The following is a 17285-nucleotide window of genomic DNA, read 5'->3' on the forward strand; positions in this document are numbered from 1 at the left end:
ATCCTCCAACTTTACCTGATTATATTATATAATCTAAAATATAAATAAAGAGCTAGCTTTCTATCTTTTATAAACCATCTACAAATAATTTTTTTTGAAATACTTAATTTTGATACTTTAATTTCGTCTAAAATAGATTTTTTATCAAACGGAAGATTAATATTTGCATAACTTACTCTGTTTTTTGTCTTTTTGCTTATTTGAATACTTTTGGCAATTAAAAATAGAAACCTATGAACAAATATTTTAATTTTATAGTTATCTTCTGCCCGAGTTACAGATAATTCATACTTCTTAATCGTCTCTTCGAAATCAACCTTTATGCCTTTATTTTTCGTAAGAGAACTATCGTTTTGCTCATAATAGTAAATACACTTTTCTTCATAATAGAAACTTTCCGAAATAGAAATAACATTCTGCCAAAAGATTTGATCCTCACCTCTAAAAAATCTTGTAAACCTTATTCCGTTTAGTTTTAATAAGTCTGCTTTAACTACTTTACCCCATGTAGAAGTATTCATGTACAACGATGCGTTTTCGCGATTGATATATTCACTGTGTGCATACATTTTAATCGTTTTGTTATTTCTATTTACATATCTTGCATCAAAACAATAAATGTCTTTATTTTCATTATAACGTATAGCATTAACTATTATAGACATAAAGTCGCTAGATATTCTGTCATCTGCATCTATAAATGTTATATAGTTCCCCTTTGATTTGCAAATACCAATATTTCGTGTTTCACCAGGACCGTCGTTATTTTTTTTCATTATCACACTATGTTTGAAACTTACTTTTGAAAGACCTTGCTCTAAAATTTCCACAGAGTTATCTTTTGAGCAGTCATCAATAAATAATACTTCAAACATGTTTAAATTCATTTGTCTTTCTAGATCATCAATGAGATTTAAAACTCTTGTACCGCTATTGTATACTGGAATTATGATCGAAACTAGGCACTCATCTGTTATCATGTTATCTAACCACATATACTCAAATTAACTGAGCATATCTCCTTTACCTTATCATTTAATTAATGCAATTAATCTGTAGCAAATTCCCTAAATAAAAATCAAAACTATCCGGTTCAAACTTAATATTCCCGCTCCAAGGATAAAACGTTATTTCGCCCAAGTAAATTTTCTTAGACTTTGTTATGTAGTAGTCTACTCTAACAAAAGGAAAATCTTGTGCAATAATTTCAGATATTCTTAGTATTTCTTCAATCTCTTTGGAATTAGAAATAATCTTTTTTTCTTCATTAGGCTTATCACTTTTAATATCGATCAATACCATTTGTGGCGTATAAAAGTTCCTTCTATGGTTTGTTGATCTGTTAAAGTCTACCCATACAACTTCTGCTTTACCGTGAAAACATAAGACTTTATAGTCTCTAAGATCCGTTTCATTGTCCTCGCGATCATCTAAAAATTGTTCAATAACTATCTTGTGTTTTATTTTTTTATATGCCCATTCTTTACCAATATTTATTGTTGATGTTGATTTCCACTTTTTCGCTGTCTCATGTATTTCTTTCAAGTTTATATTTCTTTTGTCTCTAACAACGATATTATCTCCAGATCCGTTATTTGATTTAATTATGAAACTTTGAGGCAAAAGATTTAAGTTCATATCCTCTATTCTGTCCAAAACTTGATACGTCTTAATAATATAATCATCAAATCCTTTGCTAGATAGATACGATTTCACTTTGTATTTATCGGCGCATATCGTCATTAGCGGATTTCGATAATTTAACTTATACCACTGAATTTTTTCGGTGAATCTTTTGGGTTCGCTTAAATTAAGCTTTCTTTTAGTAACAAACTTATACGTCATTTTAACAGCTATTCTGTCAGGAATCATTTTAAAAATCAAATTAACAAATCTCATTTTATTCATTGCCGGACGCCTCTCTTTATTTCTATCATTCAAAACTTGTTATTTTCTTAAAAACTTTTTAGTGATAATTTTAAACACCCATATAGGCAGTATAACTGCAAGAATTTGGCTACAAATAACAAATACCAAATCATTTAAGCTACAATAACCTCTAGAATAATTATTACGAGCTACCCTTACATAACTCTTAGCATTTTTGATACTCTTTCTTCTCTTAAAACTGTTGTTATCACTTCTAAATAACAAAAGACTTTCATTCAGATTTGCACCTTTACAGTCGTTCATTAGCATTCTAGAAAATAAGTCATAGTCTTGCTTTCTACCTAAATTCCCATATCCACCAAACAAAATTACTTTTGACTTCTTGAAAAATACAGTCGGGTGATTAAAAGGGCTTCTTCTTCTTATGTATTTCTTAATCTCCTTATCCGTTAGAGGAACTGTTCTCGTAGATACAACTTCACCATTTTCATTAAATTCATCAATTATAGCCCCAAAAATATCAATATCTGGATTTTTTTCTATGAACTCAACTTGCTTTTCAAACCTATTTGGCAAAGAAATGTCATCAGCATCCATGCGGGCAACATACTCATTTGTACAATGAAAAATACCTTGATCCAATGCTTTGCCTAAACCCATATTCTCGGGAAGTTGTATTATCTTGAAAAGATCCTTGTACCGAATACTATAAAAATTTACGATATTTTGTAGTTTTTGGTTTATTGGCCCGTCTATCACTAAAACTATCTCGTTTGCTAACACTGTTTGATTTAATAAGCTTTCAATAGATTGAACTAGATAATCCTCATTGTCTTTGTCATACAATGACATTAAAACTGAAAAATCCATATTTTCTCTCCTTACTATGTATTCATATACAACTACTTCGCAATATAATTGATAAATTTTCTATACTAATCCATCATAATTATCCTAAGTCTCACAATATGATAGCGTCTTAACAATGCTCTCCTCTAAAGATACCAAACTCAAATGATTTTCTTCAAAAACATCATAATAAAAATCACCAAACATCTTCCTAACTACCGACAGTAACTTAGTCAAACAAAAAATGAATGGGTTAAAAGTACTAATAAAAACCGTCCTCTTTCCAAAAAACTTTCTTGATTGTTTTACGATTTCATAAATAGAAAAAACAGAATCATTTTGAGGAAGATTAATTCCTTTTGAAGCATTATCGATATAATATTTAATAAAAATACATAAATTAGTTATAAATAATGAACTCCTTTTGTTATGGTACTTAGGAAAAATAAAACTCATTTTAGATAGTTGAACTAGTTTTGGAAAATTCCCTTTGGATCTTGGCCCATAAATCATCGGCGGTCTTAAGATACACACATTAAAATCTTCAGACTGTAACGGTAAAATTCCCTCTTCAGCTTGAAGTTTACTTAAACCATAGAAGTTATCTGGATTTGGTTTAGTTTCAAGTGTAATCCTTGTTTCTTTGGAACTATATACAATCATACTACTCATGAAAATAAATTGTTTAACCCCAGATTCTTTGGCTTTTATTGCCGTTTCTATCGTAAGGTCTCTATTGACTTTAAAGTATAAGTCTTTCATGCTCTTTTTTGTAGAAACATGAGCAATACCTGCTACATGAAACACGACATCAAACCTAGAGAAATCAAAGTCTTTCCAGTTAGGATTTATCATATCCAAAGTTTCAACATAATATTGTTTTGGGTCTCTCATTAACCATTTTTCAACATTTGTTCCTACATAACTATTTGCGCCAGTTATTAATACCCGTTTCACGAGTGTTCACCTACTTACTTTCTTTCTTTTCTATTTGTTTTTTCTCGATGGTTCCGGTCCCACCCTCAACAACGCCATCAGATTTAAAAATACTAATGATTGTTTTGAAGAAGATTTTAATATCCAACCATAAAGATATATGTTTTACATAAAAACCATCTAATTTGGCTTTATCTGCAATTGTAAGTTCATCTCTACCATGAACTTGTGCATAACCAGTTAATCCCGGATAGAGTCTATGAACATCGTATCTATCCCTTTCTTCCATCAAATCAAATTGATTCCAAAGTGCAGGTCTTGGTCCGATTATAGACATATCTCCCCTTAAGATATTGATAATTTGAGGAAGTTCGTCTAAAGAGGTTTTTCGTAATAACTTACCCATTTTAGTAATCCATTGGTCTGGATTCTCTAATAAGTGGGTTGGCATATCTCTTGGTGTATCGATTCTCATGGTTCTAAACTTTAAAATATTAAAATGCTTCTTGTGTCTGCCAACTCTTTTTTGTTTAAAAAGAATTGGCCCTTTAGAATCAAGTTTAATAAAGATCATTAGAATCAAAAACAGTGGCGATAATACAATTAGCCCAATTAAAGCTAATACAAAGTCGTAGAATCTCTTAAATTTCAAATAAAACATTATTCATTACACCTTCTTGTAGTATGAAACATACCAATCTGTAAATCTTTGTAGTCCGTCTTTTATTGACGTTTTAGGCTTGAACCCAACTAGCCTTTCTAAAGCTTCTGTTGAAGCGTAAGTCTTATGAACATCTCCAGGTTTGATTGGTTCAAATTCTTTCTTGAACTCTACTTTCTTTCCAAGCGAGTTAGATAGGCATTCTTCTAATGTATTAATAAAGTACATTAGTTTTTCCGGATTATTATTTCCAATGTTTAAGACTCTGTGCATTGGGTTGATATCGGTTGGTGGCGTATTCAATACTTGAATAATGCCTTCTATGATATCATCCACATATGTGAAGTCTCTATACATATCATTCTCAAAATCACCATTGTTGAAAACTTTAATTACTTCATCCTTGAAGTATTTGTCCGTAAATGAGTAATATGCCATATCTGGTCTTCCCATCGGGCCATAGACTGTAAAAAACCTTAGTCCAGTTGATGGAATCTTATATAAATGACTATATGTATGAGCCATTAGTTCGTTTGATTTTTTTGTAGCAGCGTATAAGGAAACTGGATGATCTACAAAGTCAGTTTCTTCAAATGGAACCTTTTGATTAGAACCATATACTGAACTACTTGAAGCATAAACTAGGTGTTTAACAGGGTAATGTCTGCATAGTTCAAGGATATTGTAAAATCCGATTAAGTTACTTTGAATGTAGACATCCGGATTATCTATTGAGTATCTAACCCCAGCTTGTGCCGCTAAATTAATGACATACGTGATTTTATGGTTTTTAAAAAGATTTTCTAATGTACTTTTATCAGAAATATCTATCTTTTTAAAAGTAAAGTTATCGTATTTTTCTAGTAAAGATAATCTCGTTAGTTTTAAACCGACATCGTAATAGTCGTTGAGATTATCAACACCTATCACGATTTTATTTTCTTTCAAAAGTCTTTTAGATAGGTTATACCCAATAAATCCGGCAGCCCCTGTTACTAAATATATATCACTCATACGAACCCTCTAATCTCTGTTGAATAAGTCTCTTGTGTAGACTTTATCTTTCACTACATCTAACTCTTTATAGAAGCGGTTTGATACGATAACATCACAAGTATTGATGAACTTTTCAAAATCTCTTTCGACTTTTGAACCGAAGAAGGCTTCTTCTTTTAGTACCGGTTCATAAACAACCACTTCAATCCCTTTAGCCTTAATACGTTTCATAATGCCTTGAATCGAAGATTGTCTAAAGTTATCTGAGTTGGATTTCATAACAAGTCGATAAATTCCAACCACTTTTGGATTTTTGGATATCACCATGTCTGCGATGTGATCTTTTCTAGTTCTGTTGGCATCTACAATCGCTGACATTATGTTTTGAGGCACATCACTATAGTTAGCTAATAGTTGTTTAGTATCTTTTGGTAGGCAATACCCACCATATCCAAACGAAGGGTTATTGTAGTGAGAACCAATTCTCGGATCTAACCCTACACCTTCAATGATTTCTTTAGTGTCTAATCCTCTAATCTCTGCATAGGTGTCCAGTTCATTAAAGAATGCCACTCTTAATGCTAAGTATGTATTAGAGAATAATTTAATGGCTTCTGCTTCAGTTGAACCAGTATATAGAATTGGAACATCTTTCTTGATTGCGCCTTCTAATAATAAATGTGCGAAAGTTTCTGCTTCTTTAGAATGTTCTCCTACTACAATTCTAGAGGGATAAAGGTTGTCATATAAAGCTTTACCTTCTCTTAAGAATTCTGGAGAGAAAATGATTTTTAATGCTGGATGTGCGTTCTTTTGTTCTTCGGTGTATCCAACTGGAATGGTTGATTTAATAATGATGGTTGCGTTAGGGTTATAGAGACTAACGTCTTTGATTACATTGTCAACTGACGATGTATCAAAGTAGTTCATTTTAGGGTCATAATTTGTTGGGGTAGCTACCACAACAAAGGATGCATCCCTATAGGCTTCTTCTTTATTAAGGGTTGCTTTTAGATTGAGCGGTTTAGATTTTAAGTATTCCTCTAACTCTGTATCTACGATTGGAGAGATTCTCTTATTGATCATCTCAACTTTATCTTTGATAATATCTAAGGCAACCACTTCGTTATGTTGGCTAAATAATACTGCATTGGATAATCCAACGTAGCCAGTACCGATAATTGCGATTTTCATATTGTATTCTCCTTATTTGAAAAAGTCTAATATTTTAGTAGGCTTGATTTCTTTTGCTAATAGTTTTTCTCTTATTGAGTCTTTATTTGTATAACTTGAGATTAATACACCATCGTATAAAAAGTTTGATATATCATCTCGTTTGATAATATCGATACCTAGCATTTTCAATCCAACCTTATTTAAATCATCATCAATGATTGCCTGACAATTTAAGTGAATGCTCGGGTTACTCGCAAGCGTGTTTAATAAGATCTCACAAACCTCACCCGCACCATAAAGAATGAGGTCTCTAAACCCTTTTTCTTCAATAGAAACTAAAAATTTCTCTATATCTTGTTTAGCATAACTATAGAGATTTTGAGAAGCGCTTAAGTACCCAATATTAAGCATTTTTCTTCTTTCAATACCCTTTTTCGTAATAAAATACTCTACTGTTTTCATAGAGTATTTCTTTTTTCTCACAAGTTTATCTTTTACACATTGATCCAAGTATTCATTAACCATAGAGACAGCTATCCCAATTTCTTTGCTGATCTCTCTTTGGGTAATATTTGGATTCTTCTCAATCATATCAAGTATCATATATTCTTTATACAATACTGTGGGCTTAAAAAAACTGTTATCGTTCAAAGTGTCCACCATCCATTGTTCGTTTATTGAATAATTGTATTTTACTCTATTTATATAATAAAAACAAGGTAAAAACGGACATCATGTTCGAAAAGTGAACAAGATGTTAATCTTTACCTTGAATAGTGTTATGCTAAAGCGTTTTATCTGTCTTTAAAGATTTTTTGAACCTCATTATAAGAATCAATGGTTCCGATATCGTAACGATTACCTTTGAATAAATACGCATGAATGTCAGACTTCTTCAATAACCATCCTAATAACATACCCGGAGCATCTCCATTGTTACCCTCTAGAATAAACTGTCTAATCAGGCTTATGGTTTCTTTAGTGTATATGTAAAATGGAGGTACTGCTAAGTTAGATTTAGGTTCTTGTGGTTTTTCTTCAAAGTGAATGAGTTTTTGGTTCTCATCTAACAATGCAACCCCAGTACGTTTGAGTCGTTCTTTGTCTGTGATTACGTGACTCGTAATCACATTGGTCTTCTTCTCATTAAAGAATGCCTCAAACTCATCGAGTTCAAAATCAAATAGATTGTCACCAGCTAGAACCATTAAATCGTCCACAATGTTCAGTTCATCTACTGAGTATAAAATATCTTTTACAGCGCCGAGTCTTGTCTCGTTAGAACTCGTTTTATCGTTAACGATTACTATTTTCTTAGATCCTTTATAGGTTTCTTTCCACTCTAGAAAGTGTGTAAAGAACTTATCATTTGAGATGACTATTACTTCATCAATGTTAGTCACTCTTTCTATCTTATTTACTATACGGTCTAAAATAGTAATGCCTGATACTTCTAACAGTGGTTTGGGTTTATTTTGTGTAAGCGGATATAACCTAGTTGCATACCCAGCTGCCAATATAATACATTTCATGAATTACCTCAGTTTATTTCGATGTATCTTGCGCCATCGTCTAGTTTCGCGAAGCTAACTTTATAGACATCTTTGTATAAAGGATGTAGTTTTGGATAGCTTTCATCAATTGTCTTTTTGATTTTTTCTTTATCTCTAGGGTTTATAAGTCCTATACAACAGCCTCTATAGCCTGCACCACTAAATCTAGCCCCATACACACCCGGTGTATTCTTTAAGATATTAAAGATGGTGATGAGTTCTGGGCATCCAGATTCATACAAGTAAACAGAGCTATTACCAGATTCATTCATAAGTTTTCCAAATGTAACAAGGTCCCCATTACTCCAAGCCTTAATCCCTTGGGATACTCTTTCTTGTTCTGTATAGTAATGAGCAGCTCTTCTTTGGAACCTACCAGGAAGCAAGTCTCTATAACGATCAAATATTGATTTATCCACATCTCTTAGTATTGAGTCTTTTAGTCGGGGAAGCGACTCGTTATTATATTCTTTTAATAACCATGAAGCTACCTTACATTCATCAACACGATTATTATAGTCTGTCCCCATTAATCCTGTAGATATTCCAGAATACACGATAACAAACTCTAAATCTTCAACTCTATCATCTAGATCTACTAAATGGTATTGATCTGTGTGACAGTCCATCACCATGAGTTTATTCTTTTCACTCAAAATATTAGAAGACTGGTCTAAAATACCATTCTTCAATCCGATAAAATCGGTTTCTACCCAGTGGCTGTATTTAACTAGTTCGATTTTGCTTAATTTGATGTTGTTTACATCACATACGGCCATCAAATAGGCGGTTGTTACTGCTGCAGATGAACTCAAACCACCTATCGGCAGTTTTCCACTAATAATACCTGTAATACCTTTTTTAAGTACGTAATCGCGTTTTAAAGATAAGACTGCACCTCTGATATAGTTTCCCCATGATCCTGGAACCATCTCAGGTACATTGCTCATAGAAAAGTATTCTTCATCAGGGAAGTCTAGGCTTTGTACTCTAACAAATCCCTTATCATTCGAAGCGTAAACAAGGTTTACACTTGAATCAACTGCAACCCCAGTAACAAGTCCGCCTTGGTGGTCAACATGCGCTCCAAGAGGACATATTCTTAGTGGGGATTTAACTGCTCTTAAAGGTTTAACTTTATATACTTCTTCAAGCTTGTAGATTAGATCATTCATAACAATTTCAGATGCCTATTACATCCATCCTCCTAATTCAAATTGATATTCGCTAGTAACTAGGTTAATTATAACTCATTTTACAAAGAAATACTTCTAAGGTTTACAGATAAACAATAGCTTTTATATGAATTAAACTCCAAGAAAAAGTAAACTACATGAAAACCTACAACAAAACTCTTGATTAAATTAATACAGTTGAAATTGCTTATAGATTAGCTAAAAACACAATGGGGTGGGCAAATCGTTTTGTTTACTCATTAATGCATGAAAAAATATCTCCATGTAAAACAAAAAGTTAAAGATAACCCTAAGTATGATTTTGTGGAAAATGAAAATGCTAGAAAACCAGGTTCTCCGCGCATTTATTCAAGAGATGCAACTCATGTCCTAAGGAAAGCAACCATCGCCTTAGCACGCAATTTTTGCGACTTAGAAGCCAAGTTTGACAAGCAAGTCAAAGAACATTTAGATACAAGTCACTATGATATGCAAATGGCAAAAATAGCTGAAAAGATTAGATCCTATAAAAAGGAATACCTCATATTAAGACAGAAACCAGAACTTGATGAAGCTGAACATAGTTTGATGTATGAACTTGAAGAAACAATAATTAAGTTAAGTATTCGGTACATCAAAATTGAAGATGAAACAATACCATTCAATGATAAGTTAATACGATTCAAAGACATTAAGAAAGCAATTTCATCTATTCAACTGCCTATGGATGAATTGCCAATTGATACGATTTAAGAAATATTCGATGTTATGGTTATTGTCAATCCAGAATATTATGTGCTTGTTATAAATATCAGTGGCAAAAAAATCGATAATGAAACAATTAAAAAAGCAACAGAGATTAATCCGCTACTTGAGAGTAGTTGTAAATCGAAATCTAGCAACAGTTGCCAATTAAACTGTAAAATCATGTTGATGTAGATATAATCGATAATTTTTTTCTGTGTGTTGCACCTATCATCAGTCATTTTATTGACTTTTGGTAATTAGTTTGATAGCATGTCACTGACGAAGGGGAGATTAGCTCCTAAACTAGATCGGGTAACTCCGCTTTTTTCTTTATTTTAAATTCATTAATAAACTACCTATGTTATAGTAATTTTTACGTTTTAAAGCATTTATTAAATAAGACTTAAATTTTCCAATGTATTATTTTATAGACTAAATCGAAACAATTTGTTTCATATTATTGATTTAAGTGTTGACATTTGAAAGATTATGTTATAATAGTATACGTATCAAAGCGGAGGTCATTATGAATAAAGCTGTAGTTAAGATTAGAGAAGTTGAAATCCACAATGTTAAAAACGTTAAATCTGGTAGTGTTTCTTTTCCCTATCAAAATAAAGATGTAAAAGAAAGACAATCTGAAATAGTTGGTATTTATGGTCAGAATGGTTCCGGAAAATCAGCCCTCGTAAACTCTGTGCATATATTGAAAGTAATAATGTCGGGAAGATCTTTAAATAGAGATACAATCAACATAATTAACAAAGAGTCTATTGAGTCTACTTTCAATTTTGAGTTTTCAATTGATAGGGAAAGCAAACATTTCACTGTTTTCTATGATTTTAAGATAAGAAAAAACGAAAACAACATACCTGTTGTTTTCTATGAGAAACTAGCTTATAAGGATTTAACTGATGAGAGTCATTCTCGTACTACTATCATTGAATCAACCGAGGAAGATGATAGTAGAGCTTTTGTTCCTCAAGTCAGACATGATGAACTTGTGAAGATCAAGAAGACTTTTGCAACTGATCTCATTGTATCAAAAAAACTAGCCTATGAGAAAAGCGAGTCGTTTATATTTCGAGATAAAAGTGTTGCTATTTTTAAGGAATTTGAAAATAAAGATTACAGGAATATTATCAGCGCTTTACACTTTTTTGCTCGCGTTAATTTGTTCGTTGTACAAATGGACCACCATGGTGTAATAAATGCGAATTTTTTAATTCCTATGACAATGAGACTGGATGATAATAGAACAATTCAGTCTGGTGAATTTCCAATAGAATTCGGCATTAATAAATTAGAAGAAAAAAACCTGGACGTATTCAAGCGTTTGATTGATCAAATGAGTGTCCTTATAAATGCAATAGTTCCAGGAATGACATTAATATACAAAGAGTATGGGAAAGAAACATCTAAAAATGGTGATTTGGAATATAGTATAGAGCTTCTATCAAAACGTGGTGACTTGGAAATTCCAATTAAATACGAATCAGATGGGATTAAAAAAATTATTTCTATTTTGAGCGCTTTAATTGCGATGTATAATCGTGAGTCTATTTGTGTAGCTATAGATGAACTTGATGCTGGTATATTTGAGTACTTGTTGGGAGAGATTTTAAAAGTTATCAGTGATACTGGTAAAGGACAATTACTATTCACTTCCCACAATTTAAGGGCTCTAGAAGTTCTTAATAAAGATAGCATATATTTTTCAACTACAAATAACATGAATAAATTCATAAGATTTTCAAATATTAAAAATAATCATAACCTTCGGAATGTTTATCTTAGAACAATAGAAATTGGAGGCCAAAAGGAATGTGTTTATGAAGAAACAGATCCTTATGAAATAGGTCGAGCATTCAGAATGGCTGGAAAGACATATGAAAATGCAAACTAAGAAAATTATATTATTAATTGTGGAAGGACCTTCAGATGAAAATGCTCTAGGACCAATTTTGAATAAGATAATTTCAAACAGGTCAATCAAATTTAAGGTTACAGAGACTGATTTAACAGGGGATTATAGTTTCATTACAGTAACAAATATCGAATTGCACTTATCTAAACGAGTAAGACAATTTTTAGGCAGTACATTTATTGTGAGCGATTTACAAGAAATAATACATATTGTTGATACTGATGGTGCTTTCATTGATAATGATAATGTCGTTAGCAAGTTATACGGTGATATTGAATATCAAGATGAGCAAATTCTAACAAAACATAAAGACAAAATCGAAAGAAGAAATGCCTTGAAATCGGCAGTGTTAAGTCATTTGTCTTCTATTAATAAACTTGAAGTTCAAAAGGATTACTATGTTCCATATTCTATTTATTTTATGTCATGCAACTTAGATCATGTTTTACACGATGAAAGAAATCTTGAGTCCAATAAAAAGACTTCTTATGCTACCGAATTCAGTGATTCATTTTACAACCGAGAAAATGATTTTATTGATTTTATGCAAGACTCCAAAATCGCATTAGGAGGAAATTACTCTGATACATGGAATGAGATTCAAAAAGATTTTCTTTCATTAAGCCGTGGGTCAAATTTCAATCTATATTTAGCAAAATTTAAGCCTAAATCATAAATTAATTCAAAAAAGTGATTGCACAGTACATGCAATTGCTTTTTTTTGATTGCGAAAAGCTTATAAAAAATGTTTTTTTAAACACATGATTAAAACACTTTTCATAACTTTTATTATATTATTTATTATAGTTTAGAAGAAGTTTCCAGGTGGCTCAATTTTAAATGACGATGGGTGGCTCAGTTTTATATTACGATATACAAGACTTACCATCAAGTTGAAGTAATATTGACAATTCAGTAACTATATAGGAAAAATATATACCATATTGATATGTGAAGTCTTGATCTATAGTTGTTTTCTTCGATTCTATTTTTTTTAGGATACTAATTAGATAAATTAATAAATCTGTCAAGTATATTATATGAAACCTCATATGGTTCTTTAACTGGCAATTCCTTTCTCATGAAATCTAGAAGATCTCTCTTTGTAATCATACTTTCTATCATATCAATTTCCTCCTTATGATGATTCATCTCTTTTGGTACAACACAAACTAACATTTATCATCATTACTAATGAATTTAATTAAAATAATCAATTATAAAGAATTAACAAAATCATATAAGTTTTGTTTCGAGATTTCAGAACAATCTACTCTTCTAAGTCCAAAGTTTTGATTTGGATGGTTATAGGTGTTAATAATTGGTATATGTAACTCTAGCCCTTCTGAAAGAACAATAGGTATGAATTTTCGAGCATATCTCAATAAATCATGAGTTGTTTCTTTTCCGTTAAAGTCAACAAAACTATTGTCATTTAATACTTTGAACAAATATTTGTCTATCTTTAAGCGAGCGTTGTAAATATTATCAATTGATCCATTGGTTATAAGATCAAAGTTGATGTTAGTTATATCAATTTTTGATAGGTCGAAGGTTATACTTTGGTTAGTGAGTTGACGATACTTCTTCTCAACATATTTAAAATAACCTTCACTAATAAAATTAGTTTTAAAGTGAATCAGCTTGCTTGCTTCAGAAAAATAAAGGTTATATTCGGTTATTCTGAAAAACTTTCCTTTTGCAAATGTATTTAACATCCTTATATATTCAAGAAAGTTCCTCGATCTAATAACGAACTCCAAGATATTATCCTGCGTTATTTTATCTGAGTTTTCTTTTATAAACTCAATATCGAACTTTAGATCACTTTCAATAATTTCTTTTAAATCAATATTTTTGATTTGTCCATCTATTAGATTGAAATGTTTAGTTTTCGGTAAAAATGCTACTGCGTTAGTAAAACTTTTTTCATGTGAAAGTATCAGTAGTTCTTTATCAACCTGTATGGATATTACTTTTCTTAGATCATTAACAAGATTGAAGCGACGATACGAATCATAACTCGAAATTGGATCATCTATAATTATGACGTTCCTACCTCCTGTAAGCTTGTTTTCTAAGTCTACGATGAAAAAAATCCATGCAAGCATTGCTTTTTCACCTTCGCTTAAAACTCTTTTCAATGTATCCTTGTTAAACTTTTTTTTAATAGTTGGACTACTAATTGGAACAAGTTCTAATTCTAACTGTGCTTGATTCTGTTTTGTGTTTGTTTTTTGTTTGTACTTTTCAAATGTAACTTGATACTTAACATTATATTCTCTTAGTTTTTTATTGATTTTGTCGATATGAGTACCTAGTTCAGCTTCTTGTTTCAACTTTATATCATTCATTTTTGACTGGATAGTCTTAGCTTTCTTATAAACATCTGAATTCAAAGACTTTAGCTCTTTTTGTAGAGATTCATCTTTGACTAAATTGTCGGTTCTATTGTTAATGTTTGTGATTTTGCTATGTTCTATTTTATCGTCTGGAATAGAAAATATGTCATCAAATTTTAGTTCCTCACTAATACTTCTTAGTTCTTCAATGTATGGTTTAAAATATCTAAGTCTCTCTTTAAGATTATTCTTTTCGCTAGCAGAAGATAACTCTATTTTTTTCGATAAATCAGTTTTTTTTGAAATGAGTTTCTGCAAGACTTCGTTTTTTAAAGTCGTAAGATCCATCTCAATAAGGGCGTATATCTTCTTTGTATCAAAACTTGCAATATTTGCATAAAGATTATCAATTTGTTTTTTCGTTTCTTCATTTAGGTGATTTAGTTCAGCGGTAATTTCATTATACATGCCTATTAAGTTTTTTTCGATTTCATCGTTTGTGTATTGCCCACAGTATGGACAAAGTTCATCATTTTTCCGAATCTTGTTTCCTTTTTGCAACCATTCTATTGTTGTTTCATTTATTTCTTTAACATTACTAAGAATCCTTTTTCTAACAACTTCTTCTAATAGATATTTTTGGTCATAACCCATTCTTAGTAATGTTACTGATTCATCTATATTATTGTTGAAATTTTCTAATGCTTGAAAGTCAAACTCTAGTTTAGTGATTAATTCTGTGTGTTCTTTCGACTTATTTGAATATTCTGTATACTTTTCTAACAAATTTTGAATTTTTGAACTTACATTATCACCAACAAACATTTTAAAATATTCATGTTTGTGGTTATCAGAGATTTCACCGTTAATATAGATATTGTTCTCTATATAATCCGTATCAAACACGTATAATTTAATTTTGTTTGAAAATGGTTTAATAAGTTTTCCAGATCTAAACTCGACAGTTTCATTAAAAATGGTTAATTTTGCTTCACTATCTTTTGGTTTTGAACCGAAAGAAGGTTCTAACTTGGATCCTTCTAGAAATGAACTTTTTATTATTGATTTTATAGTCGTCTTTCCTGAACCATTTAACCCATATATGAAAGCATTTTTACTTAAGTTGACTTGACTTGTTATAGCATCTATACAACCAACTTTACGAATTTCATTTATAATCATATTAAGATTTCCTCCTTTTACTGTAATAATTGGTGCTTATTTTATTAACTCGCATAAGAACAATTCTTCTAATGAATGATGTGCCATACTTCTATATTTTTTTAATAGTTTTTCTACATCAATTTCTTCAAAATATTTCTTGATCCAAAATTGTGAGTTATCATACCTCTTGCCACTAATCATTGCCCTTTGTTTTGCAAATACTTTTGGTTTTATAGTACTTTTTACTTTTTGATATTCCTCATATAAACCTTCTGCAATTATGATAAGCATTTCAAATTCCGGTTTTGTACAATACTTCTCTTCTGAATGAATCTTTTCTTTTATATCTTTTGGAATTCTCAGTTTATCTGTCAGCTTGTCACCAATTCTCATAATAATCACTTTTTCATCATTTTCAAGTTGTCTTATCATGGCAAGCAGGTATGTATCTAACTGACGTTTTTGGTGTGGTCTTAAATCTAACATATCGTCTGCATTTATTTTGAATAATCCCCTATCCATTAATAATTCAATAAATGCTTTTTCAGTATTACCCTCTAACAGTATTAGATATTTCATTAATCAATTCTTTCTTTAACTCCATTAAACGATCATAATTGATAAGGGTTTGGAAAGTATTGTTATTGAACTGATTACTCTTGCTTAAGTCAATGCGATCTTTAAAATCTTTATATAAATTGCATGCTGTAATGTGATCATTCTTTCTCATAACAAAGATGTTATCTCTTCTTCTAAAAATATCTAGTATCTCCACATAATGTGTGCTAAAAATTAGATTTGCGTTCATAACATTAATCCGCTTATCATTAAAAATCATAATGATGTTTTCGACGAGATTTTTATGGAAGCTGTTTTCGATTTCATCAATAATGAGAGTTCCTCCCATTTTTAGAATTGCGATGGTTAATCCAAACATAATCAATCCTTTTTTAGTACCGTCTGAAAGAAGCATATCGACTTCCTTCTCACTGTAAGTTTTTGCTCCAATACCATTCAAGTCCAGAACGAATAATTTCTTATCTAGATCGTATTCGAATTTTTTGATCCCCTCATCAAATAAATTAGTAATTTTCAACATTAACTCAGTTGAAACTTCCACAAGATTAAAAATATCAAATATACTTTCAATACGATAATTATGGATCCAATTATTTGTATTAATTACAAGCGTTCGCTTATTTGTAAGTTTATAAAGGATAGATGTGTCTGAAACGTTACTAGTGTAAGTGTTGTCTTCATCAAAATCTAAATCGAGGATTCGCTTGCTGTAGCTCTTTGAATATTTTTTTGAGTATAGCTTTTCATTAGAAAACTTACAGTAACTTGTTTCGTTTAGTAATGTTGCTTCTGGAATGCTGATATTGCTTTCGTACTTATATACCGTTTCAAGCAAATAGAAAAAGACTGTTAACTTTATTGTCTTTGATCTAAAATCTAATTTATCGTATTTGATTCGTCCACTCAGAAGCAACTCATTGACGAATTCTATCATCGATAACACGGATGATTTTCCACTGGCGTTCTTACCTGTAAAAACAATGGTGGTTGGTATATATAAACCTTCGTCTAACTCAATGACTTCATCGTCCTTATCAGAACTATTCACACGAGCTTTATTTAAAAAATCTATTTCAAAATTGTTTTCTAGCAACTTGTATCCCGAAATGTTTATTTTAAGTATTTTCATTTTAGATTCCTCCTAGTATTTTCATTATATACCCAAATCGGTCATTTGTAAACATTCACACGTTTATTTCGTTTGAAATTATATTACATATGCTTTTTTAAGTGTTTTTTGAGTTGTTTAGTTGGAAAAAGCAACCCAGCTTAAAACTAAGTTGACTTTTT

General features: G+C 30.9%; 17 protein-coding genes. 3 read left to right on the forward strand and 14 right to left on the reverse strand.

Annotated elements, in window-relative coordinates:
- Positions 1 to 11: 11 nt before the first annotated feature.
- The 10 genes from JN09_RS01760 to JN09_RS01805 all read right to left on the reverse strand — a co-directional run bounded on the left by JN09_RS01760 (position 12) and on the right by JN09_RS01805 (position 9236).
- Entirely contained in the window at positions 12 to 980 is a 969-nt protein-coding gene (locus tag JN09_RS01760; RefSeq protein ID WP_204432071.1) for a glycosyltransferase family 2 protein, read from the reverse strand.
- A 55-nt stretch (positions 981 to 1035) separates the two neighbouring features.
- Complete coding sequence (locus JN09_RS01765) at positions 1036 to 1908, reverse strand: ATP-grasp fold amidoligase family protein (protein WP_204432072.1); 873 nt, start codon at positions 1906 to 1908, stop codon at positions 1036 to 1038.
- A gap of 39 nt (positions 1909 to 1947) precedes the next feature.
- Entirely contained in the window at positions 1948 to 2760 is an 813-nt protein-coding gene (locus JN09_RS01770) for a glycosyltransferase (protein ID WP_204432073.1), read from the reverse strand.
- Between the two features lie 84 nt (positions 2761 to 2844).
- Positions 2845 to 3696: an NAD-dependent epimerase/dehydratase family protein gene (locus JN09_RS01775; protein ID WP_204432074.1), complete on the reverse strand. Its 852-nt coding sequence runs from the start codon at positions 3694 to 3696 to the stop codon at positions 2845 to 2847.
- Between the two features lie 10 nt (positions 3697 to 3706).
- Positions 3707 to 4336, reverse strand: a complete 630-nt coding sequence (locus tag JN09_RS01780) for a sugar transferase (RefSeq protein ID WP_204432075.1) — start codon at positions 4334 to 4336, stop codon at positions 3707 to 3709.
- A 6-nt stretch (positions 4337 to 4342) separates the two neighbouring features.
- Entirely contained in the window at positions 4343 to 5350 is a 1008-nt protein-coding gene (locus tag JN09_RS01785) for a GDP-mannose 4,6-dehydratase (RefSeq protein WP_204432076.1), read from the reverse strand.
- A gap of 9 nt (positions 5351 to 5359) precedes the next feature.
- Positions 5360 to 6526 (reverse strand): nucleotide sugar dehydrogenase, encoded by a 1167-nt coding sequence (locus JN09_RS01790; RefSeq protein ID WP_204432077.1) that lies wholly within the window; start codon positions 6524 to 6526, stop codon positions 5360 to 5362.
- 12 nt (positions 6527 to 6538) lie between these two features.
- A complete protein-coding gene (locus tag JN09_RS01795; protein ID WP_204432078.1) occupies positions 6539 to 7159 on the reverse strand; it encodes a winged helix-turn-helix transcriptional regulator in 621 nt (206 codons plus the stop codon).
- A gap of 143 nt (positions 7160 to 7302) precedes the next feature.
- Positions 7303 to 8040, reverse strand: coding sequence for a nucleotidyltransferase family protein (locus JN09_RS01800; RefSeq protein ID WP_204432079.1), 738 nt, complete (start codon positions 8038 to 8040; stop codon positions 7303 to 7305).
- An 8-nt stretch (positions 8041 to 8048) separates the two neighbouring features.
- Positions 8049 to 9236 carry a GHMP family kinase ATP-binding protein gene (locus JN09_RS01805; protein ID WP_204432080.1) on the reverse strand — a complete coding sequence of 396 codons (1188 nt, stop codon included), beginning with the start codon at positions 9234 to 9236 and terminating at the stop codon, positions 8049 to 8051.
- Positions 9237 to 9503: 267 nt separating this feature from the next.
- On the opposite strand from JN09_RS01805, the gene JN09_RS01810 reads away from it, so the two are divergent.
- The 3 genes from JN09_RS01810 (at position 9504) to JN09_RS01820 (ending at position 12586) form a co-directional block, all read left to right on the forward strand.
- Positions 9504 to 9989 (forward strand): hypothetical protein, encoded by a 486-nt coding sequence (locus JN09_RS01810; RefSeq protein WP_204432081.1) that lies wholly within the window; start codon positions 9504 to 9506, stop codon positions 9987 to 9989.
- A 520-nt stretch (positions 9990 to 10509) separates the two neighbouring features.
- Positions 10510 to 11889 (forward strand): AAA family ATPase, encoded by a 1380-nt coding sequence (locus JN09_RS01815; RefSeq protein WP_204432082.1) that lies wholly within the window; start codon positions 10510 to 10512, stop codon positions 11887 to 11889.
- 58 nt (positions 11890 to 11947) lie between these two features.
- On the forward strand, positions 11948 to 12586 hold the full coding sequence (locus JN09_RS01820; RefSeq protein ID WP_204432083.1) for a hypothetical protein: 639 nt from the start codon (positions 11948 to 11950) through the stop codon (positions 12584 to 12586).
- 326 nt (positions 12587 to 12912) lie between these two features.
- Here JN09_RS01820 and JN09_RS07675 read toward each other — a convergent pair whose 3' ends face one another.
- From JN09_RS07675 to JN09_RS01835, 4 genes are all read right to left on the reverse strand, one after another.
- Positions 12913 to 13035, reverse strand: coding sequence for a hypothetical protein (locus tag JN09_RS07675; RefSeq protein WP_268939089.1), 123 nt, complete (start codon positions 13033 to 13035; stop codon positions 12913 to 12915).
- Between the two features lie 92 nt (positions 13036 to 13127).
- Positions 13128 to 15434, reverse strand: coding sequence for an AAA family ATPase (locus JN09_RS01825; RefSeq protein WP_204432084.1), 2307 nt, complete (start codon positions 15432 to 15434; stop codon positions 13128 to 13130).
- Between the two features lie 36 nt (positions 15435 to 15470).
- The gene (locus tag JN09_RS01830; RefSeq protein WP_204432085.1) at positions 15471 to 15995 is read right to left on the reverse strand and encodes a hypothetical protein; all 525 of its coding nucleotides are present in this window, start codon (positions 15993 to 15995) and stop codon (positions 15471 to 15473) included.
- A complete protein-coding gene (locus tag JN09_RS01835) occupies positions 15967 to 17124 on the reverse strand; it encodes an AAA family ATPase (RefSeq protein WP_204432086.1) in 1158 nt (385 codons plus the stop codon). Before JN09_RS01835 ends, JN09_RS01830 begins: the two co-directional genes overlap by 29 nt.
- Between the last annotated feature and the right edge of the window lie 161 nt (positions 17125 to 17285).

Source organism: Paracholeplasma morum (genome assembly GCF_016907055.1).
GTDB lineage: Bacteria > Bacillota_I > Bacilli_A > Acholeplasmatales > UBA5453 > Paracholeplasma > Paracholeplasma morum.